Raw genomic sequence first — 23,848 nt, 5'->3', positions numbered from 1 at the left:
ATATCTCTTAAATATCTTAGAAGCCTTAGCTCCCAACCGTTAACATCACTCGTCAGCCGGTGAAGACATATAATACGCATCACTCTTCCAAAATGCAACTACTTTCTTCAAAAAAATTAAAGTTTTTACAACTTTTTTATTTCAACAGCTATTTCAACCCCAAAAACCAACCTCTACATAGCCTTTTAAACCATCTTAAAGCTTATCCACTACGCTTTAGAACAAAAAGATCGCCTCTTCTTTTAAACTTTATTTAATCATTTCTTTTTCAATAAATATACCAAGACCTACTATCCCAACTAACCTGATTACTTTTATATTGATTACACGTATCATTAATTTTAATACTTAATACCTCAGTTCTAGCGGCAATTATATTTAAAAGTTGTTAAGATTTTTTTGAAATAGATTTATTAACAACTTTATTTTTCAATATACAATAATAAATACTAATATGCTCCTACTAATGTTTATGATATTGAAATCAATCTAATCTACTGTTAAGACACCGCGCCATACTAAATAAAAAAACAGTACTTTGTTTAACTTCATAATACTCAAGTCTATAAAACTGCACACAAAACAACAATAAACTCACATAAGTCCAGATATAGCACTTACACCTTTGATAAATATAACTCTAACAAATCACATGATATTAAAAAACTTGCAGACATGGTTTTGAATCTGAAAATCAATAAGGTTGAATTTCAATTGAACTCACATACAAATATACCCCGAACTATTCCTACTTAGATTATTAGCAAATTTAAATAACTTTTATCCTCATAACTAAACTAAAAAAATCATTTATTAATAAACAGATCTCAGAAACTTACCTTAGAAGCATCCAATATGGTCGATAAAACATAAATTACAAGACATTCTCTATGCACCAGGCACATAAGAAAAAGTAAAATCCAATAAAAGTGATATACAAAAATTTAAGACATAAAAAAAGCGACCTAAGTCGCTTTTTATTTTGTGGTGGGTGCTGAGGGGTTCGAACCCCCGACCCTCGCCTTGTAAGGGCGATGCTCTCCCAGCTGAGCTAAGCACCCGATTTTGAAAAGATCGAAAACTTTTTTGATGGCGGAGAGGAAGAGATTCGAACTCTCGATAGGGTTTAACGCCTATACTCCCTTAGCAGGGGAGCGCCTTCAGCCACTCGGCCACCTCTCCTAAACCATGTGAGAGGATATTATATATACATATAACAATGTGTCAAGAGTACTCCTATCTTTTTTTACATTAACTATTATTTTTACTAATATATTACTAAACAAAATTTTGAAAAAACTTTATAATACAACCATTACTCTAAACATATATAAATTATATAAGTATTTTTATTATGAGAAAAATCCTAGTTACTAATGCACTGCCATATGCAAATGGCGATCTTCATTTAGGCCATATGCTTGGATATATACAGTCAGACATTTGGGTTAGATTCCAAAAACTACAAGGTAATGAATGTATATTCGTATGCGGCAGTGATACACACGGTACTCCAATAATGCTTAAGGCTAAAAGCTTAAGTATCACGCCAGAAGAACTTGTTGAAAAATACTCAAACAATCACCAAAAAGATTTTTTAAGCTTCGAAATTGAATTTGATAATTACCATTCAACCCATAGTCCAATAAACAAAGAGATTGTTGAAGATATCTACGGTAAGCTGAATGCTCAAAAACTCATATCAAAAAAAGAAATAGCTCAAGCATATGATCCTGAAGCAAAGATGTTTTTACCTGATAGATTTGTAAAAGGCACTTGTCCAAAATGCAAGGCTGAAGATCAATACGGAGATAGTTGTGAGGTTTGCGGTGCAACCTATGATCCAACAGAACTAATAAACCCAAAATCAGTAGTATCAGGAAAAGCACCAATACAAAAAAATTCTGAACACTTCTTTTTTGACCTACCCGCATTACAAAAAGATATTAAAAATTGGATTGAGTCTAATAAAAGCCTACAACCAGAAGTAGCTAATAAATTAGCAGAATGGTTTGAACAAGGATTACAAAGCTGGGACATATCTCGTGATGCGCCATATTTTGGCTATCCAATCCCTGGCACAAATGAACAGAAGTTCTTCTATGTTTGGTTAGATGCTCCGATGGGCTACATTGCAAGCTTTAGAGATTACTGTAACAAAAACAATGTTGATTTTAATGAATTTTGGGGAGATAACTCTTGTGAAAGCGAGCTTTATCATTTTATTGGTAAAGATATTATTTATTTCCATGCACTCTTTTGGCCAGCGATATTGTCATCTACAGGTTACAAAACTCCTACAAGTGTCTTCGCAAATGGGTTCTTAACCGTAAATGGCAAAAAAATGTCAAAATCTCGTGGTACATTTATTCAAGCAAGAACTTATCTAGATAATTTAGAGCCTAGCTATTTAAGATACTATTTCGCCTCTAGACTAACATCTCGTATAGATGATATAGATTTAAACCTTGAAGAATTTGTCACCAAATCAAATTCTGATATAGTCGGTAAAGTAGTAAACATAGCAAGTCGTTGTGCTGGCTTTATATACAAAAAATTTGATGCAACTTTAGCTAATGAAGTCTTTGATAAAGAGTTGGAAGAAGAGTTTGCTAAAAATCATCACGCAATTACAGAAGCTTTTGAGAAAAGAGAATTTGCGCATGCTGTAAGACTAATAATGGCCTTGGCAGATAAAGCAAATCAATTCATAGATCATCATAAGCCATGGCAACTAGCTAAAGAAGAAGATCAAGAGCAAAAAGTCCATCAAGTATGCTCACAAGGAATAAATATGTTCAAAGTTTTAGTCTCATATCTAAAACCTATAATTCCTAGCATTGTTGCAAAAGCAGAGGCTTTTTTAAATATAGAAATTGCAAACTGGAATGATACTCCAACATTCTTAAAGAATCATAAAATCAACAAATTCAAACCACTTGCTAGACGTATAGAAAAAGAAAAAGTAGACAAGATTTTAGAGGATACTAAAAAAATGCTAGAAAAAGAGCAATCACAAAAACAGACAGAGCCTAAAAAAGAAGGGTCTAAACTTGATATAGCTGAAGAATGTACTTTTGATGACTTCATGAAAGTAGACCTTCGTGTAGCTAGAATTGCTGAAGCATCACATGTTGAAGGTGCAGACAAACTACTTAGACTAGTATTAGATCTAGGCGGAGTTACAAAACAAGTATTTGCAGGCATAAAATCAGCCTATAAGCCAGAAGATTTGGTAGGCAAACATACTGTAATGGTAGCAAACTTAGCTCCTAGAAAAATGAAATTTGGAATGTCAGAAGGTATGGTTCTAGCAGCTGGTGATGACAAAGGAATATACATACTAGAACCGCATGAAGGTGCTCAGCCTGGTATGCGTGTTAAATAAGCTAAGTATTTAGTAATGAAAAAATCCTACTATAATATTTTAATAATTTTTCTATTATTCTTTTTAGCATTATTAAATTATATTGACAGATCTACACTAAGTATTGCAAATACAGAAATTGCTAATGCTTTTAATATAACACCAACAGAAATGGGAATATTATTATCAGCATTTATGTGGCCGTATGCTATCGCTAGTCTACCGGCGGGATATATGGTTGATCGACTAGGTGTAAATAAAGTAATGCTAGTAAGTATGATTGCATGGTCTGTAGCTTGCATATTAGGAGGCTTGGTAATAGGATTTTATTCAATATTACTAACACGGATATTGCTTGGTCTCGCAGAAGCTCCCTTTTTCATAGTCGCTACTAGAATAATACAGCATCGTTTTCCAAGTTCTCAAAGGGGGCTAATGTCATCAATAGTAGCTCTAGGTCCTAGATTAGCTAACATCCTAGCACCATTAATCCTAGTTGGTTTAATGCTACTGATAGATTGGCGCGGTATGTTTATTTTGTTAGGTATTATCGGATTGCTAGCTGCATTAGGTTGGAAACTTCTACATACAGAAGAAACTATTCAATGTAGACCAACTTACAAAAAGACTCAAAAGGTTTCTATCTCTGATGCACTAAAGAATAAGAATGTAGTTTTTTTATGTATTGGAAATCTATGCTCATCTTACGCTTACTGGTTATTTCTAACATGGTTACCTTTTTATTTTATTAAAGTAAAACACCTGAGCCTTTCGCAAATGAGTATAGCAACATCTATATCTTTTATTTCAGGAATCGCTTCAGTAATGTTAGGCGGTATAGCATCCGATCTTATGATAAAAAAAGGATTTACAGCAGTATTTTCACGATTAACACCTATAATCATCGGATGTCTAGTTGCATCTATAGCAATCTTAGCGCTACCATTTATAGACAACATCTTTATTATAGTATGTGTAATAAGTGTTACTATTTTCTGTTTGGGGCTACGGATATCTCCAACATGGGCATTAGTTGCTGATATCTCTCCATATAGCTTAGTAGGAACAATTGGTGGATTACAGAATTTTGCTAATTTTGTTGGTGCTGGACTTGCCCCGCTTATTACTGGGATAATACTACAATCAACAAATGATAATTTTATGTTCGTATTTATATTTAGTGGGGTTATTTGCTTATTTGGCTCATTTATATATATGCTTATTCGTAATAGTAGAGTTGAAACCAAAATAATTTAGTACTCTAACGTTTTCACCCTACCTTTGGTTATATTCGTAATTTCATCTAAGAAGATAGATTTTTTGGATGTACATATCTTAATAACTTTGGATATCAAATTAGAATAGTTCTCCCTTATAATCTGAATATTATAGCGATTTAGTAGATTATCAACATTTGCTGTTTCTGAGTAGTCATATTCTATTAAAATTTCACTCTGAGGCTCTACATCGATAATTTTGGCTAAAGCCAACCCTTCTTTAGCTGCCTGCCCATACGCTCTAACAAGTCCACCAACACCAAGCTTCGTCCCCCCGAAATATCTTACAACCACAACCAAAACATTTGATATACCAAGACCTTGAATATGTGAAAGTATGGGCTTACCCGCCGAACCATTTGGCTCACCATCATCACTAAATCTAAGCCGATTATTATCTACCAAAGAATATGCCCAGCAATAATGATTAGCTCCAGGATAAATAATCTTTGCATTATCTATTGCCTCTAGCACTTCTTCGTGACTAGCTACCTTGTAGACAGAAGATATAAAGCGAGATTTTTTTATTGGTGAAATTTCAAACTCTAAATTTTCAAATATAGTTTTGTAAGAGTTCATATTTAACTATCTTATTAATGTTCAATATCTATGACATTTAGGATTAGAGATCTATTTCTCCGGCACCTTGTCTTAAAATCTGATATGGTAATTCAAGCATTTCCACAACAGTAGTTGACTCATAACCACAATAATCCGACTCTATAATCACATCTATATAATTCATAACTTCATCATCAATAACTGAGCAGTCGGTAACAACATGATCTTGCCCAGGTAAAATAAAGCTCCCAATCACTAATGGCTCACCAATTTCTGCTGATATAGCCTGAAGAGCATAATGCTCACTTACCCTTATACCAACTGTATTTTTAGATTTAGTAACCAATAATGATGATACCTTTTTTGTTGCATTTAAAATAAAAGTAAAAGGCCCTGGTGTATATCTTTTTAGAATTCGATAAACACTATTATCAACTTTTGCATATTCAGATATTTCAGATAAATCTTTACAAGATAAAGTAAAATTATGTTTTCCGTCTAATTCACGTATTTTGATGATCTTATCTATAGCCTTTTTTGATTTCATCCTACAAGCTAAAGCATATCCTGAATCAGTTGGTACAGCAAGAACACCATCACTATCCAATATATTAGCTATCTCTTTTAATTCAGTTACATTATTACCATAACTATATAGTTCAATTAATTTCTTCATTATCTTAGCAACAAGAGTTATACTTTTATGACATTATACAACACTTAACAATAATACAAATGAATAAAATGATTAATGATTTGCTACCAGCAATCGTATTTTTTACAGTTTATAAGGTCTATGATATTTTTTATGCTACTGCTGCATTGATTATAGTTACAGTTGCTCAAGTAATTTGGGAGTATATTGCTCATAGAAAAATTGCTAAAGCACAAATTCTAATAGCTGTACTTGTTGTGGTATTTGGCGGAGCCACTTTATACTTCCATAATGAAGAGTTTATAAAATGGAAAGTTAGCATAATCAACTGGTTAATAGGAATTGGTTTGATAATATCAACATATACAATGAAAGAAACACCAATGCAAAAAATTCTCAAAGAAGCCGTTGAGTTAAAAAGACATAAGTGGAGAGAAATCAACAATATGTGGGGTGCTTACTTTACAGTGCTAGGAAATCTTAACTTATTTGTTGCTTACTTTTTTTCAACGAATATATGGATGAACTTTAAACTTTTTGGCCTTCTTGGCATAACTTTTATTTTCTTAATAATTCAGTCTATTTATCTATCAAAACATATAAAAAGATAATCTTAATATTTCATTTGCAATGCAATAATTACCAACTGTATAATTAACCTATTATAACGATATATAAATAACATGAATCAAGAAAGCTTAAACCAAGAACCAAATTCAGCAAATAAAATATGTACATACCGGAATGTTTTCAGCTGTATTTGCCTGATTGCTATATTAGCTATATTTTTTATCACTGAATTAGCTATATTAGTTGGGATCTTTTTCGTATTTGCTACTTTTTATGTGGCAATAGCAGGATGTGTAGTAGCTTATCTAATATGGTTGGGAGCATTGAGACTTTCAAAATATCTCAAAGAAAAAAAATAATTTTACTCTACTTTAACTAAGCCTGCTGCATAAGTACGCGCACCAATTAAACCAACATCTGTATTCATAATTATATGAACTGGAAAATCTTTCATCATACTAGACATTCTACCTTTATCTCTGAATTTCTCTAAAAACTTACTTTCTTTGATTTGTTTGATAAGTCTAGGTGCAATACCTCCAGCAATGTACAACCCTCTAAAAGGTAAACTTGATAATGCTAAATTACCTGCTACTGATCCATATATACTTAAAAATATATCTATAGTTCTTAACGCAGAGGGTTCTCTATGCTCTATGGCATACTTAACAATAACTGCTGCTTTATCAGAATCTGATACGCTAAATAATTCTCTTCGTAACGATTGACACTCTGGCTGATCATATAAAGGATTACGTACAACATACTTATATATATTGAAAATGCCATAGCCACTGCAAAATCTTTCTGGAGATATACGATGAAAAGTTCTACGCATAAATCTGAAGAGTTGAATTTGCTCATCATCAACTGGTGAAAAGTCAACATGCCCACCTTCAGTTTTGTACACTCTAGGATTATGATCTTTATCATAACTAACTAGACACATACCTAGACCTGTACCAGCACCGACTACAGCACACAATGTTTCATCATCTTTTTTACCTTCTTGGAGAGTAATAAGATCTTTTTCTCTATCCAAAGACTCTATTCCATAACCTATGGCTTCAAAGTCATTTATAACTTTAACTTTACTTTTATCTATCCCAAGGCCTTCTGAGATATACTGCTCTGAGACTAACCATGGTAAATTTGTTACTTGAACTTCTCCATTTGCGACAAATCCAGCAACAGCAAGACACACAGAATCAATCTGCCCCACCAAATCAACTTCTAGCAAAAACTTATCAACAATATCAGACAAACAATTAAAGTTTGCTCCTTTATACTTCCTGATGGCAATGCTCTGTGTTAATCCATCTTCTAGAAGAGAAACCTCTAATCTAGTATTAGTTCCACCGATATCTCCAGATAATATATACATTATTACACTCCCTATTTAATGGTATCTTGCCAATACAAATACTTGATATTCTGCTATAATGAAATTATATCTTAATATTATAATTTTTAGTTTAAATGTCTAAAGAAAATAAAACAACAGATTTCGGTTTTACAGAAGTACCTTGGGAAGAAAAACAAAAAAAAGTTGCCGGAGTTTTCCACTCAGTAGCGGCTAAGTATGACTTAATGAATGATTTAATGTCTTTTGGTATCCATCGCATCTGGAAAAAGCAAACTATTGCAAAGACTGGCATACGCAAAGGAGACAGAGTTCTTGACTTAGCTGGAGGAACTGGTGATTTAGCATATAAATTCTGTCAAATGGTAGGCTCACAAGGTAAAGTGGTTTTGAGTGACATCAACTCATCAATGTTAGAAGTGGGTAAAGAGAAGCTTACCAATAAAGGGTGTGTAGGTAATATTGAATATGTTCAAGCTAATGCTGAATCTCTACCATTTCCTGATAATTATTTTGACTGTATAACAATATCTTTTGGTTTAAGAAATGTCACTGACAAAGCTAAAGCTATAGCATCAATGTGCAGAGTACTAAAACCAGGCGGAAGATTACTAGTACTAGAATTCTCAAAACCCATAGTACCTATGCTATCTAAGGTTTATGATGAATACTCTTTCAAAGCTTTACCTTTTTTAGGCAAAATCATCACTCAAGATGCTGAAAGTTATAAATATCTTGCTGAATCAATCCGCAAACATCCAGATCAAGAAACACTAAAGCAAATGATGTATGATGCTGGTTTTGATAATGTTGAATATCAGAACATGACTGGTGGAATCGTAGCTTTACATATCGGATATAAGTACTAAAATGATTCAAATAATAGATAACGTCCTAATATTATTATCTAAACTTGACCCACAAATGAGTAGTTTGCTGCTACCACTTAATAATAAAACATTAAGGGTAGAGATTACTGATATTGATTTTTCGGTTACATTAAAAGTTGAAAAATCAAAAATCCATGCTACTGATGAGCATTCTAAAAATGTGCTAAAAGGTAAACTTGCTCATATTCTTGAGCTAGTATTCAACAAGAACCTTCAGGAACTTATAATTGCCAATAAACTTGATTACCAAGGTAGCCTTAAAGACCTAAATGAGTTCAATAAGTTCATAAGTGCTATTGATATTGATTTAGTATATAAGATATCTGAAGTTACTAGCCCGGAATTTGCAGCGATAATAGCGAAACCTTTCACTAAAGCGAAACAATATCTTAGAACATCACGCCAAGAAACTATAGTTGATATTAAAGATTTTTTAACTGAAGAAAAAAGAACATTAATATCACAAAATGAGATAAATATTTTTTATCGTCAAGTTCAAGAGCTAAAACAGGCTACTGATAGAATAGAAGCCAAACTAAACTTATTACAGAGCTTATACAATGATTAGAAAATTTCTAAGACTTATATATATTTTTTATATTATAAATAGGTATTGCCTTCTCAATGAACCAATTAGAGCAACTAAAATAAGAAGTCTTAAGCTTATACTTTTAGTAAACCCTTTTTATTACTCTCCAAGAATACGCAAACTAGAGCACGGTGTCAGAATTAGAGAGGCACTAGAGAGACTTGGACCTATATTTATTAAGTTTGGACAAGCGTTATCTGTCCGTGCTGACCTGCTTCCTCCTGAAGTTATAAAAGAGGTCTCTAAGCTCCAAGATAACGTGCCTCCTTTCGATAACGATATTGCTGCTCAACAAATTGAAAATGCTGCAAAAAAACCAATAACTAAGATATTCAAAAGTTTTGAAAGCACCCCGCTAGCCTCTGCTTCAGTTGCTCAAGTTCATGGTGCAGCACTTCAAAATGATGAAAAAGTTGTAGTTAAAGTATTGCGACCAGGTATAGAGAAAATCCTAAAACTTGATACTTCTTTGATGCTTTTCTTTGCAACACTACTTAGCAAACTAAAAGAAATTAAGCGTTTCAAGCCTGTTGAAATTGTCAAAGAAATTAATCAAAGCTTCTTTGATGAACTTGATCTAGTACGCGAAGCATCTAATGCATCTCAAATACGCAGAAACTTCGAGGGCTCAACTATACATTATGTACCTAAGATATATTGGGAATATACTAGCTCTACAGTAATGGTTATGGAACGTGTCAGTGGTGTCAGAGTATCTGATATCGAAACTCTCAATGCTCTAGGGGTTGATCGCCGTTTATTAGCACAGCGAGGTGTGGAGATATTCTACTCTCAAGTGTTTGATGACTGCTTCTTCCATGCAGATATGCACCCTGGTAACATGTTTATCGATGTCACAAATCCAGCAGATCCAAAATACATATCTATCGACTTTGGTATTGTTGGTACACTTAATCGTGATGACCAGCGTTATCTAGCAGGTAATTTTTTGGCATTTTTTAAACGTGACTATCGCAAAGTGGCTGAACTACACATAGAGTCAGGCTGGGTTCCTAGTGACACGCGTGAAGATGTATTGGAGTCTGCTATCAGAACAGTTTGTGAGCCAATTTTTGAAAAACCTATGAAAGAAATTTCACTAGGCTATACTTTGATGCAGCTATTTGCTGTTGCTCGTCGTTTCAACATGAATATACAACCTCAACTTACATTGTTGCAGAAAACTCTATTTCATGTTGAAGGTCTTGGACAAAAACTATGTCCAGAACTTAATATATGGGAAACATCTCGTCCAATATTAGAGAAATGGATGAAAGAACAAATGGGATTAAGAGGTTTTTATCATCGTTCGCTAGAGAATATGCCTAGAGTTAGTGATAGACTACCAGAACTGCCACGTATGGTATTTGATATATTACAACATACGCAGATGAATTTAAAAACCACGCCATCACACCAAGTTAGTAAAGCTAAAGAACCTAAGAAAAAGCATCGATTTGCATTGGGTGCAAGTGCTTTATTAATATCTACAGGCGCTATAGCAAATATAACTAAAGATACTAGCTCTCTGACTAAATTGCAGGATTTAATCACTACTCATAGTACAACCATATTGATAGCAGGTGTTGTTTGCTTGGCTTATTATATTTTCAAAAAGGAGAAATAAATGTCTGATTGTATTTTTTGTAAGATTATCACAGGCGAGATTCCATCAAAGAAAGTTTATGAAGATCAAAATGTTTTTGCTTTCCATGATATCAATCCAGCTGCTGATACTCATGTTTTAGTTATTCCAAAGAAACATATAGCTAGCCTGAATGAGCTAACTGAAGAAGATGAAGAGCTTATGGGTAAATTTATGTTAAGTATACCTAAGGTTGCTAAACTACTTGGTTTAAAAGGTTTTAAAACTGTTTTTAATACTGGTAAAGAAGGTGGACAGATGGTTTTTCATATTCATGCTCATATACTAGGTGGTAGAATTAAACTAAAACTTCCTGAGTAAGCCTTACTCGGCTAATATCATCACTGGTGGTGGGAATGAGCTACTTGAGAAACTATTTAGCTCATGTAAACCACTAGCAAAGCTCACATTTATTAAACCCATAACTGAAACCACTAATAATACTAATTTTTTCATTTTGATACCTTTTCATATAATCTTTTAATTTGTTGATAGTATTATTACAAAATTATATACGATTATTAAATATATTGATTTTATCATATTTATAACATTTTCTTATAGTAAATAATTCATCAGAAAGAAAAATGTCATTCTACGACTTGATCGTAGAATCCAAGTTTAAAACCCATAATAAATGGATCCTAGGTCAAGCCATAGGATAACAAAACGGCTTCAAAAGTTATTCGGATTAGCTACATTGCAGACTTCTTATTCTGGACGCACGAGAGTAACTATAGATATTTTATCAATTTGGCTACCTTCTGATATAGTTCCTATAAATTCTCTAATCGTTGCCCCTGTTGTCAAAACATCATCAAATATCAATAAATGCTTAGCTATAATAGGTTGATTAAGCTGGAATACTCCCTTTATCTGTGAAGCTCTTTTTTGCTTGGATGATTTAGCTTGTGACTTTGTATATTTCGTACGTGAGCAATTTAAAAACACTGTTCTAATATCAGCATATTCTGCTAATTCACTAGCAAGTAGCTCAGACTGATTAAACCCTCTATAGACATATCTAAGTCTATGTATGGGCACTGTAGCAATGGCATCAACATCAGCGAAGTATTTATCGCCCATCTTATCCCACCATTTCTGCATAAGCTTACTGAACATCTGCGCTACTAACAAATCTTTTTGAAACTTAAACTTTTGCAATAAATATCTAACTTCTGTAGTGTAACTAAGTAGATGATAGTAATCATACTCAATATCAAAATCTAACTTGTACTGCTGTGTATTCAAGTCTTCTTCTAGATTATGTAAACAGTAATTACAAACTATATCTTCTGCTGACTGTCTACATAATAAACAATTCTGAATAGAGAGTATTTGCAGTATTTTTGTTATAATCTTCATACAAATATTTTATTGCGATCACTTATGTTTAATTATAATCTCTTCTTAAATAGAATATCCAACAGAAAGTTATATCGACAATCTTTTATTAAAAATGAGATAGCTCATAGGCTACTCAAAAGACTTGACTTCATAAAGCTTAATCCATCAGATATCTTGGTAACTGGGTATTGTGATGATGATTATTTAAACAGTTTACAAAGTCGCTTTCCTAATACAAGAATACATAAAAACCAAGATCAAATCCAATCTTTCGATATAATTATATCAAATAGTATTATCCATCTAACCGATAATTTAGCTCAAGAATTAGATGACTACTATGAGCTACTAAATGATGATGGTATCCTTTTATTTTCGACCTTTGGCGATAAATCTTTTGACTCTATGAAAAAGGCTTTTGCAACTATTAGTAAGTCAAAGCATACAAATGATATGATAGATCTTCTAACATGGGGTAATACCCTACAAACTAGTAGATACAAAACTCCTGCTATCGAATCAGATCTTATTACATTTACTTATGAGAACACTAATACTGTCTTTGAAGATATTAGACATCTCAATGAGCCTCTAGCAGATACAAATATGCATACTTGTCTGACTGGTAAAAATATGTGGAATACTTTTATTAATAAATTTAAGCAAAATCTACAATTAGAAATAGAAGCTCTATACGGTTATGCGGTTCGCAAGAATGAAGATAATAATATAACCCCACGCGCAAATCCTAATAGAATAAGCCTAGACGAGCTTAAAAAACAAATAACGGAGTTTAAAAAGAATTAATAGTTTTATTTTAGCAGTACATGATAGACATAGATGATAGCTGTTGCCAATCATAATCAGGACATTTAGTAGGCTTTTTAAGTGGCTGACAATATGTTCTCCATGTACCACCACCATAAGTCTTCATTATCAAACATTTCTTATAGCGCTTCTGTTCACCACTTAATAAACCAACCGTTGTTATTTGCTCAATAGGATAACCATCTTTTAGTTTATATTTAAAATCATCATTTTCATCTTTATCTATATCATTGAAAGATTCTTCAATATCCTTAGGAGTACTAATACTTTCAAGAAGTCCATCATAGTTTTTTGGTTTATAATCCTCATCATAGTTTTTAACATTTTCATTTATATAATCACCTGATGATTTTTCTGAATATGTATTATAGGACTCATCAAATTTCTGATCTACTTTCTGTGTTTGGTTACTATTGACTATATCACTCGCTTTACTCAAAGTATTACCTGCTGTACTCTTAATAAAATTGTCTTTTTCTTTTTTAGACCTTTCTTCTAATTCTTTATTGAAAGCATCAATCTTTTTTTTGGTTTCAGATGGTGTGCTATCTGCTAAAATAGCATTTGCTTCTGCAATCAGCTTATCATAATCATCATCACTTGTATCAACCAAACTACTCAATGCATCTCCATAATCATTTGCCTTAGGAACATTATCATCACTCTGATTTGTATCGAGAATCTGAGTGCTATTAGATGATGTGGGCGTCGTATTAATTGCTGAATCTGTATTTATAGATGTTTTTTGAGCATAATCTCGTAACGGATTATCACTCGTGTCTACATTAACTGCTTGATTAGCTTTAGCTGTAATAGTATCAGCAAAAGAACTGCTAAAAAATAAAGATACCATAATGAAAGAAGATAAAATCTTTATTTTCATAATTTATTAAAAATATTTTTCCTAAACAAAGTATATTCGATATTAGACATATAAAAAAGAGCTTTTAACTAAAGATATTAAATAACAATCTGTTCTTCATGTAGTTCAATACTATAATGTTCTAAAACCTCTCGTTTTATGAGCTCTATAAGTCGCAGTATATCCTCACCCGTAGCATGACCATTATTAACTATAATACCTCCATGTTTAGGGGATATCTGAGCACCTCCAACTTGCTTACCTTTAAGTCCCAGCTCTTCAACCATAACTCCTACAGGCATATTTGCTTGAGGTCTCTTAAAAACACTTCCCGCTGTAGGTTTTTGAGGCAAATTCAATAACCTTCTCGAATAGATATCATCAAGTTTCATTTTAATCTCTTGCTTAGATTTTGACTCAAACTCAAACTCCGCTGATAATATACAAATATCATTAAGATATTTAAACATAGAGTATCTATAACCATACTCAATTTCATCTTTGAGATATTTCTTTATTTTTTTTGTTTTGAGATCCAGAATCGTAACACTTTTTACATATGTATATATTTCATCTCCATAAGCACCGGCATTCATAATCAATGCACCACCTACACTAGCTGGAACATCATAAAAAGTCTCTATGCCACTTAAACCAGCCTCATAGGTCGCAAGTGCAAGATCTTGTAATAAGACTCCTGCTTGAACTTTTACACATTTATCATCAATATTAAAAGAATTAAAATTTTCACAAAATACCACAAACGCAACATCATCATAATATTCTTTCGAAAAAATAACATTACTACCGTTACCAAGAAAAAATACCTGATTATGCCTATTCACAATTTCTAATAACTCTTTTTCATTATCTGGAAAATAAACATGCTTAGCATAAGATTTTATGCGATATGTATTATACTGTTCTAAAGATATATATTTTGACATCTGCTACCTAAACATTACCATCTAAAATCTCAATCTGCATAAAATGAGACATATTTTCTATGAGATTATTATACCCTCTAAAAATTTGATGAGCATTATTAATAGTCGAAAACTCATCCAACAATGATCCAGCCATTAAACATGCCATGCCTGCTCGCAAATCTTTTACACTCATTACAGCAGGACGTATATTTTTCAAATCGCTAACAGGGCTTATTTTTATTAAATTATTATCTATTGAAATATTGAAACCCATCTTACGGATCTGGTACACATAATTGATGCGTTCAGGATATACGGTATCTTGAATAGTACTTGAACTATTTGCCATAAATAACATAACTGCAAATATAGGCTGCAAATCTGTAGGAAAATGTGGAAAAGGTGCTGCTATTATGTCATCACCTTTTATAATGCTATCTTTACCGAAGAATTTAATACTATTACCAGCTTGATCATACTCCCATCTAGCACCTATATTTGTAAGCTTCTCAAGAGGCTTTTCAATGTTATAAGTATCATTAGTATTAATATTCGTAATTGTAACATTTGTTTTATATAAATAAGCCATAGCAGCATAGGTCATAGCTTGAATCCGGTCAAAAATTATCTCAAACTCACATCCTGACAACCTAGAAACACCAATTACCCTGATCTTCCTACTATCAGTATCAAAATAAATATTTGCACCACATTGATTTAGATAGTCAATTAAAGTAACGACCTCCGGCTCTAAGGCAACATTTTCAAGAACTACCTCAGAACTACCTATGACAGCATACATGACCAAATTCATAGTAGCACCAACAGAAGGAAAAAGCATTTTAAACTCAGCGTCTTTTTCTTCCTTATAGATAACATCTATATAATCATCCGCCAACTTCACTTCTGCACCAAGAGCTTCCAACCCATTAAGATGAATATCAAAAGGTCTTTTCTCACTAAAGCTACAACCTCCAGGAAAGCCAATTCTTACACGACCCTTCTTCTTCAACATAGAGCCTAGTAGCATCAGTGAGCATCTAGTTTTAGATGTCATCTCACCGCATAACTCAAGAGGTTCATTCGAGATAGAACTAGTATCAATAGTTACACACTCTCCTTTCTCTACAACTCTGGCACCAACATTTTTTAAAATTTCCTTAGCTCCTTTATAGTCTAAAAGAGTTGTAGGTACATTACAAAACTTGGTCTTAGTATCTGGAATCAATCCTGCAAAAATTAAATGTAGCAGAGCATTTTTTGCACCACTAATACTAATCGTTACTTCTTCAGCAATTTTATTTAGCTTTTTTACTCTTACTGCCTTCATCTTTTGTTCTCTTATTTTTTCTATCTGCAAAAGGATTGTCTGACTGTTTAAATTCAAATACTATAGGAGTACCACGAAAATCTAAAGCTTCTCTAAAGAAATTTTCTAAATATCTTTTGTATGAATTAGGTAATCTATTAACTTGATTACCATGTATAACGATGACAGGAGGATTATGCCCACCAACATGAGCATACTTAAGCTTAATTCTAAATTTACCAACCATCGGGGGTGAATGAGCCTCAACAGCAAGTTGCATCAGACGAGTTGCATCTGCTGTAGTTATTTTTTTATTCGCACAATTATATGCAGTATCTATAGACTCAAACACATGTCCTACATTTGTACCATGCAATGCTGAAATAAAGTGCATATCGACATAATCTTCTAAGAAGAATAATTTTCGCTTCAAATCTTGTTTAACTTGATTGCGATCTTCTTCAGTCATACCATCCCACTTATTTATAGCCAACACAAGTGCTCTACCATTCTTGATAGCAAAATGTATCAAACTTAAATCCTGATCTGAAATTCCTTGTCTTGCATCAACCACAGCAACCACAACATTTGAATCTTGTATTGCTTGTAGAGTCTTAATAACAGAAAACTTTTCTAATGTCTGTTTTACCTTACCCCTTTTACGCACACCTGCTGTATCAACAATAGTGTATTTATGCCCATGGCGCTCAAACGGAATACTAACACTATCGATAGTAGTGCCAGGCATATCAAAAACTACCACTCTGTCCTCTCCAAGCATTCTATTTGTAAGTGTTGATTTACCTACATTAGGGCGCCCAATAAGCGAGAAGTGTATACCATGGCGCAGTTGCTCCTTATGCTCTTGTGTCTGAGTGTAGTCCTGATAGTATTCATTCAGAGGTTTTTTAAGAAATTTATCAATAAGCTTTTGGGTGTTTCTACGATGTGCTGCTGATACTGAAAATACTTTTTCAAAGCCAAATTTATAAAAATCCGCCATTGCAGACTCTTCTTCAACACCATCTACTTTATTCACGACAACTACTACTTTCTTATCTTTCTGACGCAAAAGATCGGCAACATACTCATCTCCAGCTGTTAAACCTGATCTACCATCAACCACAAAGAAAACTAAATTTGCTTCATCTATTGCCATCTGAGACTGTTTTGCCATAAACTCATCAAAACCTGCATCTTGATCAGATATACCACCAGTATCGACAACAAGATAATCTAAGCCATCGTATTTAGCCTGACCATATTGACGATCACGAGTTACTCCCTCAAAATCAAAAACCAATGCATCACGAGAGTTTGTTAAAACATTAAAAAGAGTAGATTTACCAACATTGGCTCTACCAACTATTGCAACCAAGAAAGACATATATGTCCTATAAATTTATTATATATACTAATTACTAATCTTACTCTATTTATCGATTTTTATAAAGCTAAAGCTCATATTAAACATACACAGATAAATCTATAGTGAACGTATTCATTTTCTGACCATTATACAAGCTTTGCCAAGAGTACTCTGGACCAACCAGTATATTATCATCAAATAAAGACCTTTGGGTAGATATCAAAATCTGATCTTTAATTCCCGATGCTGTTTTGAAAGTCCCAACCCCTGCAGATAGAGGCATAGGTATATTATCGGCATTGTATGAATGCCCATAACTGGCGTTAATGTTTTGCCCCTTACCAAACAATGTTAATGTATACGCAGCCTGTACTGTAAAAGCTCCTGCATAAGCATTACCATAACCGTTAAACTGTGTACTTTGCGTAGTAGTCGTTGCCCAACCTGTCCCAAGATTTAGATTACCAGGTAAAAAAGGTATACTCTGGATACTAACTGCTGTATCGACATTAAACTCACCAACACGATTATTTATAAAACTAAATCTACTATTAGCTCCTCTAATATCATGCATATACCCTAGGTTAAAACCAATTTGCCCTAGATTATCAATTTTTACAGCATCAAAATATGCTAATGAAAAAGTTGCATGATTCTCCGCATCAAAAAGCGTAAAGTTGGCATTTGAAGTGTCGCCTTTATAGTTTATAGCTGCATTGGTAATTCTATTTGGTCTAAACATATTCGCAGTAATACTATTTGTCCATGGACCACCACCACCATAAGATCCAACAGAAGGTCTATACTTACCAACAGATACAAATACTGGTGTTGTGTCAAGATTACCAAAAATGACAAAACCTTCCTGAAGATCATAGTTATTATTTTGATCAGCGACAAAATCCATATTAGCGGTTACATAATGCCCAAGATTTGCCAAAAAATATAGTGTTGCGCTTGTAAGGTATATGTTTTCGCCATTACCGTCAAAGGTTCCGCCTGACCTTGTTGTAATATTGCTACCATTCCAGATCTGAGCATCTGCCTGAATAAATCCACCAAAAAAGATTGCATAATCATCAAAGAATGCTCTCTGCCTAAGAATACTTGATGCAAAAAGGTTACTTGGTAACTGACCAATCGGTACGGTGTTATTACTTGAGAATGAGCCCACATAAGTAACTTCACCCTGCGTAGTAATCTTAACTTGATCACCAACATCGACCTGGTCGCTATCGCTATTAGCAGGGGCGACTATAACCATTTGCTCTTGCAAATACTGCTCCCTAACTCTTACATTTTTATCAAAATCACTAAATTCAACATTAGCTTTTTGTTGCGAACCTAAGCCAACCTTGACTTCTGTATTTTCTTGCTGATCTAAATTATTAATCTCTGCTTGTAGCAATTTAATTTGACTTGCTAATTGAGCAACTTCCTGTTGACTCAACTGTTGCTGATCATCTGCATAAGAGATGTCAAAAATTGAAAAAATTAATGCTGAAGCATATATCTTTTTTTTAAGCATTCATAATATATTTCTATACGTATACTGACATATCAAGAGTAATTGTATTCATATGCTCACCGCTGTATAGTCTTTGGTATGAGTATTCTGGACCAAATAGAACGTTATCATCAAAGTATGCTCTCTGAGCCGAGAAAATAAGCTGTTGTTTAATACCCGTTGCAGTATTACCAAAGGTTGGTGAGGCATTTGAAGTACCCATTGGGATAGCGGCAGCATTATAAGTCTGACCATATGTTACACCAAAGTTAGTATTTCTACCTCCTAACATAGCTGCGTAGTTAAGCGCGCCATACCATGCCCCAGCCAACACATTTCCTGTACCAACACCATTAAACTCTTCTGAGTTTGTTGTACTTGCCCATCCTGCAGCCATGTTGACAATACCGCCCCAAATACTATAAGCCAAGTTTCCATCAACGTTAATAGCACCAACTGTATCCCCAGTACGCCCAAGGCGATCTAATGAGTCACTAATATTGCTATTTTGTGCACCCGCAATATTATACACATAACCAACGTTAAAACCAGCTCCCAAATTAGGCGTCCAACTATCTGCATAAAATAATCCCGTCGAGAAGTTAGCATGCTTATCATCTGAACCAAATACAGCAACTGCAGCGTTCCATACACTATCTTTATAGTTAAGAGAAACGTTAGTAGGTGATCCCGGTGCCAAGAAACCGGTAATACCACCAGTCCAAGTACCACCCCCACCATAAGAGCCAACTGTCAGCTTGTTTCTACCTGCTGTAACAAAGAATGGCGATGTATCAAGGTTACCAAATATAACAAAAGCATTACCCAAACCAAAGTTTCCTGACTCATCTGTATCAAAGTCAAACTGCGCTGTCACATAATGGCCTAAATTTGATAAGAAATATAACTTAGCATTTGTCAGATATATATTTTGTCCATTATTAGAAAGTCTAGTATTCTTACTAGGATCCCACTTAGAAATACCACTACCAAACCATGCTTGAGCATCTGCCTCAATAAAGCCACCAAAGAATACTGAATAATCATCAAACTTTTCTCTTTGCCCTAATAGTGTAGATGCAAATAGGTTAGAAGATATCTGTCCAATAGGAATACTGTTGTTACCAGAATATGAACCTAGATAAGTTACCTGACCCTGTGTTGTAATTGCAGGACCACCACCAACGTCAATACCTCCATTTGAGCTAAAGATACCTCCAGCTGGCTGATCTCCTAAACTTACAATTGAATCGCTAGCACTAACATTTTGCATAATATCAGAAGGATCACTATCTGACACTAGAGCTCGACTTAAATCTCTACCTTCACCACTACCACCAAGAGATCCTGGTTTTTTATTACCATCTACTTTTGAACTATATGTAGTAAACGATGAGCTACCATTAGATGTATTTTTTAAACCACCATCACCATTTTGTGATTTTAACTGCTGTAACTGACCTTGAAGCTGCTGAACTTGCTTCTGTAAACTAAGCAATAACTCTCTCTCATTCACGCTACCACTTGACTGCTGAGAAGCATTTGCTGTAGTCGAAGCTGAGCTTGTACTATTCTGTGATGATTGACCAAGACTCTGATCCCCAATACTTGTAGCTCCCAGAGGCCCTCCCTGAGAAACCACTTGTGGGGAGTCTTCTGAATAAGCATAACCATAGCAAGCTAGTAAGCTGCCAACCAACATACAAGTTCTTTTCAATCTACCTACCACAACTCTTCCTCAAAAAATATTTAACTAGTGACATAGAAAAATCTTTTTGAGTCTAGCATAATTTTATGGTTGGTTTCAACAAATTTTATGCATCAATATAAGATAAGATTTATTAATTTTAGATAGGCATGTAAGGGGCGTAAGTTGGTGTCCAAGACGATAAATTAATTAATCTTTCTATCTCGCTATCAAGCTCTTCCTCTGTAAGATCTTCCAAATCAACGTCTACACCATGAACATTTTCCAAAATAGCTTGCTTAGCTACTGCTTTAGTTATCTCTTTTGTTACTTCAACCAAATCAGATATTTTAGCAAGCAATGGCTGTGTTATATCTTCGTTGGTTACCATCGGCGATAATTCACTCAACCTATAACAAGCAGCTCTAATCATACCTTTTGTAAGAATTTTTGCATGCACTGCAACTGAACCGAGACCCAAACCAGGAAATATAAAGGCATTATTACCCTGAGAAATTCTATATTTACAGCCATTATATGTCACATCTGGGAATGGACTACCTGCGGCTATCAGCGCCCTACCTTCTGTCCACTTAATAATATCTTCAGGTAATGCTTCACATAGCGAAGTTGGATTAGATAAAGGCATAATAATAGGATAATTATTATTTTTAGCCATTGTTTTAATGATTTCCTCATTAAATGATCCTGGCTGACCTGAGGTTCCAATTAAAATATCACATTTTGTATTTTTGACAGCTTCTTCTAATGTTATATAACTTGGATCTTCGACTTTCCAGGTATCAATCTCATCACTAAATTTAACAAAAGGCTTCTGTTCAGGTGTAATTCTTTTCGCTCTTAACTTATCGCATACCAAACCATATCTATCAACCAAATAGATACTCTTCATAGCTTCTTCAATAGATACACCCGCTCTATCTGATATTACATCTGCAAGCTGTCTTGCAATACCACATCCTGCACTTCCAGCACCATAGATAACTATTCTAATATCACATATACCACTTATAGCTTCTTCGGGAGTCAACTCTCCCACCTCTATCCTTTTTGCACTAGCAGTCTTGACAGCGGCTATACAGTTAGCTGCTGCCACAATACCGGTACCTTCTATGTCATCATTAAATGTACATAGCTTATCCTTATATTTCTCAAGGATACGTGTAGCATTATCACGACCCAGATCTTCCCAGTGCAAAAACACATTAGGAAACCTTGTCTTAACCTGACTCACAAATTCTTCAATAAATTCATCATAAGTCTCACCTGAAACCCTTGGTAGGCGTATACCAAGATAGCCAGGTGCACTTAGCAACTGATCGTTATTAGTACCCATATCCAACTGAACTGGTAAAACTCTCGCTGGATCTATACCGCTAGCGGCAACATAAACCATAATCTTACCGATACTAATATTCATACCACCAATACCTTGATCGCCAATACCAAGAACAGCTTCACCATCTGTTACAAGAACTAAGTCAATACTGTTATACTCGTATCTTTCTAAGATCTTAGCAATATGTTTTTTGTGGCTTATAGATAAGAAAAGTCCGCTCTGTTTTCTAAATGAGCTACTATATTTTTGAACTGCTTCACCAACTGTAGGCGTGTATATAACTGGCATTATGTCTTCGATATTTTCGCGGACAAAATGATAAAAAAGAGTTGTATTTAAATCATGCAACCTATTCAAAAATACATATTTCTCAAGAGCATTTGGCTTTTGATCAAGCTGCCTTTTAACTCTAGCAGCTTGCTCGTCCAAACTTTTAACTTTCTCAGGAAGATAACCGATTAAATCAAATGCAATTCTTTCCTCTTGGCTAAAAGCAACATCTTTATTTAAAACACGATTATTTAATAATTGCCTACCAGTAAGATTTGTCTCAATCGCAAAAACCTTACCAATCTTATTCCTTAATTTTCTAATTCTTTTCTCACGTGCCATGATTTAAACCACTCAATAATAATTTGTGTTATACGATAACCTAAACATCTAACAGATAAGTATCTATCAGTAGTTGCTTTTTTTCAACAAAAAATGAATACTATAGGCTATTATACTCCTAAATAAAATAGCTTTAAACCTTCTTTTTTATAATGAAAATTATTACAAACTTAACCAAAACTAATAATTCTTCAGCCAAAGCTGTAGCTATAGGCTCATTTGACGGTGTTCATCTAGGACACCAAGCAATCATAAAAAAGCTTATCAATATAGCTAAGGAGAACAACCTAGTACCTTGTATTATGTTTTTTGAACCTTTACCTAAAGAGTTCTTTCTCAAAGAAATTGCGCCTTCGAGAATATATGATTTTAGGAATAAGATTATCAATCTCAGTAAGTTAGGAGTCGAATATATAATCTGCCAAAAATTCAATGAAAAATTTGCAAATATAGAAGCAAAAGACTTTATTGAGGAATTTCTTGTTAAAAAGCTAAATACAAAACATATAATAGTTGGCGATGATTTCAAATTTGGCAAAAACCGAACCGGCGACTATGAACTATTAAAACAATACTCCCTGACTCACAAATTTACAGTTGATAGAATTTCTACACTTAATCTTGATAATCACCGTATAAGCAGTAGCCAAATTCGACAGTCTATTGCCGAGCACAATATCAAACATGCAAATAAATTACTTGGAAGTTCACTAAAGATTAATTCGAGAGTTTTACACGGACAAAAAAACGGTAGAAAAATCGGGTTTCACACAGTAAATCAGAAGCTACTCAAAAATTCAGCATTAAAAGGAGTATATTTATCAAAGGTTCACATTGGTAACGAAATATTCTATGGAGTTACAAATGCTGGCACTCGACCTACTATCGATGGTAAAAACAATCTTCTAGAAACACACATATTCAACTTTAATGAATATATTTACGGCAAACACATAACTACTGAAATTATTGACTTTATTAGACCAGAAAAAAAATTTAACTCGTTTGATGAACTTAAAGCTCAGATTTCTAAAGATACAGAAACTGCAAAAAAATTAATAACTACATTATAAAGAGTATTAACATAATAACCTTTGTACTTTATAATCTCAGCTTAAGTA

At 33.7% G+C, this 23,848-nt stretch carries 22 protein-coding genes and 2 tRNA genes; 10 read left to right on the top strand and 14 right to left on the bottom strand.

Annotation, left to right across the window (positions count from 1 at the left end):
• Positions 1-985: 985 nt before the first annotated feature.
• Together F3D59_RS02615 and F3D59_RS02610 are read right to left on the bottom strand one after the other, a co-directional pair.
• Positions 986-1,061: transfer RNA gene (locus F3D59_RS02615), tRNA-Val, on the bottom strand.
• 29 nt (positions 1,062-1,090) lie between these two features.
• Positions 1,091-1,182, bottom strand: a tRNA-Ser gene (locus F3D59_RS02610).
• 172 nt (positions 1,183-1,354) lie between these two features.
• Here F3D59_RS02610 and metG point away from each other — a divergent pair.
• Together metG and F3D59_RS02600 are read left to right on the top strand one after the other, a co-directional pair.
• Positions 1,355-3,388 (top strand): methionine--tRNA ligase, encoded by a 2,034-nt coding sequence (gene metG / locus F3D59_RS02605; protein WP_150463673.1) that lies wholly within the window; start codon positions 1,355-1,357, stop codon positions 3,386-3,388.
• A 15-nt stretch (positions 3,389-3,403) separates the two neighbouring features.
• Positions 3,404-4,624 carry an MFS transporter gene (locus tag F3D59_RS02600; RefSeq protein ID WP_150463672.1) on the top strand — a complete coding sequence of 407 codons (1,221 nt, stop codon included), beginning with the start codon at positions 3,404-3,406 and terminating at the stop codon, positions 4,622-4,624.
• Here the strand turns inward: F3D59_RS02600 and F3D59_RS02595 are convergent.
• A complete protein-coding gene (locus F3D59_RS02595) occupies positions 4,621-5,223 on the bottom strand; it encodes a YigZ family protein (protein ID WP_150463671.1) in 603 nt (200 codons plus the stop codon). The genes F3D59_RS02600 and F3D59_RS02595 overlap by 4 nt on opposite strands.
• A gap of 43 nt (positions 5,224-5,266) precedes the next feature.
• A complete protein-coding gene (locus tag F3D59_RS02590) occupies positions 5,267-5,881 on the bottom strand; it encodes an L-threonylcarbamoyladenylate synthase (protein ID WP_150463670.1) in 615 nt (204 codons plus the stop codon).
• A 59-nt stretch (positions 5,882-5,940) separates the two neighbouring features.
• On the opposite strand from F3D59_RS02590, the gene F3D59_RS02585 reads away from it, so the two are divergent.
• Both F3D59_RS02585 and F3D59_RS02580 read left to right on the top strand, forming a co-directional pair.
• On the top strand, positions 5,941-6,471 hold the full coding sequence (locus tag F3D59_RS02585) for a septation protein A (protein ID WP_150463669.1): 531 nt from the start codon (positions 5,941-5,943) through the stop codon (positions 6,469-6,471).
• 72 nt (positions 6,472-6,543) lie between these two features.
• On the top strand, positions 6,544-6,789 hold the full coding sequence (locus tag F3D59_RS02580) for a hypothetical protein (RefSeq protein WP_149367899.1): 246 nt from the start codon (positions 6,544-6,546) through the stop codon (positions 6,787-6,789).
• 2 nt (positions 6,790-6,791) lie between these two features.
• Here the strand turns inward: F3D59_RS02580 and glk are convergent, their stop codons facing one another.
• Entirely contained in the window at positions 6,792-7,814 is a 1,023-nt protein-coding gene (glk, locus tag F3D59_RS02575; protein WP_150463668.1) for a glucokinase, read from the bottom strand.
• A gap of 95 nt (positions 7,815-7,909) precedes the next feature.
• Here glk and ubiE point away from each other — a divergent pair, with 95 nt between their 5' ends.
• The 4 genes from ubiE to F3D59_RS02555 are packed head-to-tail and all read left to right on the top strand — an operon-like array spanning position 7,910 to position 11,238.
• Entirely contained in the window at positions 7,910-8,662 is a 753-nt protein-coding gene (ubiE, locus tag F3D59_RS02570; RefSeq protein WP_150463667.1) for a bifunctional demethylmenaquinone methyltransferase/2-methoxy-6-polyprenyl-1,4-benzoquinol methylase UbiE, read from the top strand.
• 1 nt (position 8,663) lies between these two features.
• Positions 8,664-9,251, top strand: coding sequence for an SCP2 domain-containing protein (locus tag F3D59_RS02565; RefSeq protein ID WP_150463666.1), 588 nt, complete (start codon positions 8,664-8,666; stop codon positions 9,249-9,251).
• A complete protein-coding gene (gene ubiB / locus F3D59_RS02560; RefSeq protein WP_150463665.1) occupies positions 9,244-10,899 on the top strand; it encodes a ubiquinone biosynthesis regulatory protein kinase UbiB in 1,656 nt (551 codons plus the stop codon). The genes F3D59_RS02565 and ubiB overlap by 8 nt, the downstream gene beginning before the upstream one ends.
• Positions 10,900-11,238: a histidine triad nucleotide-binding protein gene (locus F3D59_RS02555; RefSeq protein WP_004286395.1), complete on the top strand. Its 339-nt coding sequence runs from the start codon at positions 10,900-10,902 to the stop codon at positions 11,236-11,238.
• Positions 11,239-11,241: 3 nt separating this feature from the next.
• Here the strand turns inward: F3D59_RS02555 and F3D59_RS10170 are convergent, their stop codons facing one another.
• Both F3D59_RS10170 and F3D59_RS02550 read right to left on the bottom strand, forming a co-directional pair.
• Positions 11,242-11,373 carry a hypothetical protein gene (locus tag F3D59_RS10170; RefSeq protein ID WP_013922244.1) on the bottom strand — a complete coding sequence of 44 codons (132 nt, stop codon included), beginning with the start codon at positions 11,371-11,373 and terminating at the stop codon, positions 11,242-11,244.
• A 255-nt stretch (positions 11,374-11,628) separates the two neighbouring features.
• The gene (locus F3D59_RS02550; RefSeq protein WP_150463664.1) at positions 11,629-12,282 is read right to left on the bottom strand and encodes a ComF family protein; all 654 of its coding nucleotides are present in this window, start codon (positions 12,280-12,282) and stop codon (positions 11,629-11,631) included.
• Between the two features lie 24 nt (positions 12,283-12,306).
• Between F3D59_RS02550 and F3D59_RS02545 the strand changes: the two genes are divergently transcribed.
• A complete protein-coding gene (locus tag F3D59_RS02545; RefSeq protein WP_013922242.1) occupies positions 12,307-13,071 on the top strand; it encodes a biotin synthase in 765 nt (254 codons plus the stop codon).
• A gap of 10 nt (positions 13,072-13,081) precedes the next feature.
• Here the strand turns inward: F3D59_RS02545 and F3D59_RS02540 are convergent, their stop codons facing one another.
• The 7 genes from F3D59_RS02540 to F3D59_RS02510 all read right to left on the bottom strand — a co-directional run bounded on the left by F3D59_RS02540 (position 13,082) and on the right by F3D59_RS02510 (position 22,730).
• A complete protein-coding gene (locus F3D59_RS02540; RefSeq protein WP_150463663.1) occupies positions 13,082-13,975 on the bottom strand; it encodes a hypothetical protein in 894 nt (297 codons plus the stop codon).
• A 77-nt stretch (positions 13,976-14,052) separates the two neighbouring features.
• Entirely contained in the window at positions 14,053-14,901 is an 849-nt protein-coding gene (gene murB, locus F3D59_RS02535; RefSeq protein ID WP_150463662.1) for a UDP-N-acetylmuramate dehydrogenase, read from the bottom strand.
• 7 nt (positions 14,902-14,908) lie between these two features.
• Positions 14,909-16,213 carry a UDP-N-acetylglucosamine 1-carboxyvinyltransferase gene (locus tag F3D59_RS02530; RefSeq protein WP_191092417.1) on the bottom strand — a complete coding sequence of 435 codons (1,305 nt, stop codon included), beginning with the start codon at positions 16,211-16,213 and terminating at the stop codon, positions 14,909-14,911.
• A complete protein-coding gene (gene der / locus F3D59_RS02525; protein WP_146421871.1) occupies positions 16,182-17,579 on the bottom strand; it encodes a ribosome biogenesis GTPase Der in 1,398 nt (465 codons plus the stop codon). Before der ends, F3D59_RS02530 begins: the two co-directional genes overlap by 32 nt.
• Before the next feature lie 79 nt (positions 17,580-17,658).
• Positions 17,659-19,089, bottom strand: coding sequence for a DUF3573 domain-containing protein (locus F3D59_RS02520; protein ID WP_150463660.1), 1,431 nt, complete (start codon positions 19,087-19,089; stop codon positions 17,659-17,661).
• A gap of 13 nt (positions 19,090-19,102) precedes the next feature.
• Positions 19,103-20,797: a DUF3573 domain-containing protein gene (locus F3D59_RS02515; protein WP_150463659.1), complete on the bottom strand. Its 1,695-nt coding sequence runs from the start codon at positions 20,795-20,797 to the stop codon at positions 19,103-19,105.
• Between the two features lie 118 nt (positions 20,798-20,915).
• Positions 20,916-22,730: an NAD-dependent malic enzyme gene (locus F3D59_RS02510; protein ID WP_150463658.1), complete on the bottom strand. Its 1,815-nt coding sequence runs from the start codon at positions 22,728-22,730 to the stop codon at positions 20,916-20,918.
• A gap of 149 nt (positions 22,731-22,879) precedes the next feature.
• Here F3D59_RS02510 and ribF point away from each other — a divergent pair, with 149 nt between their 5' ends.
• Positions 22,880-23,800, top strand: a complete 921-nt coding sequence (gene ribF / locus F3D59_RS02505) for a bifunctional riboflavin kinase/FAD synthetase (RefSeq protein WP_150463657.1) — start codon at positions 22,880-22,882, stop codon at positions 23,798-23,800.
• Positions 23,801-23,848 lie beyond the last annotated feature (48 nt).

This window comes from Francisella sp. XLW-1 (genome assembly GCF_008711455.1).
In the GTDB taxonomy this organism is placed as follows: Bacteria; Pseudomonadota; Gammaproteobacteria; order Francisellales; family Francisellaceae; genus Francisella; species Francisella salimarina.
This window is presented reverse-complemented; position numbering and strand designations above follow the sequence as displayed.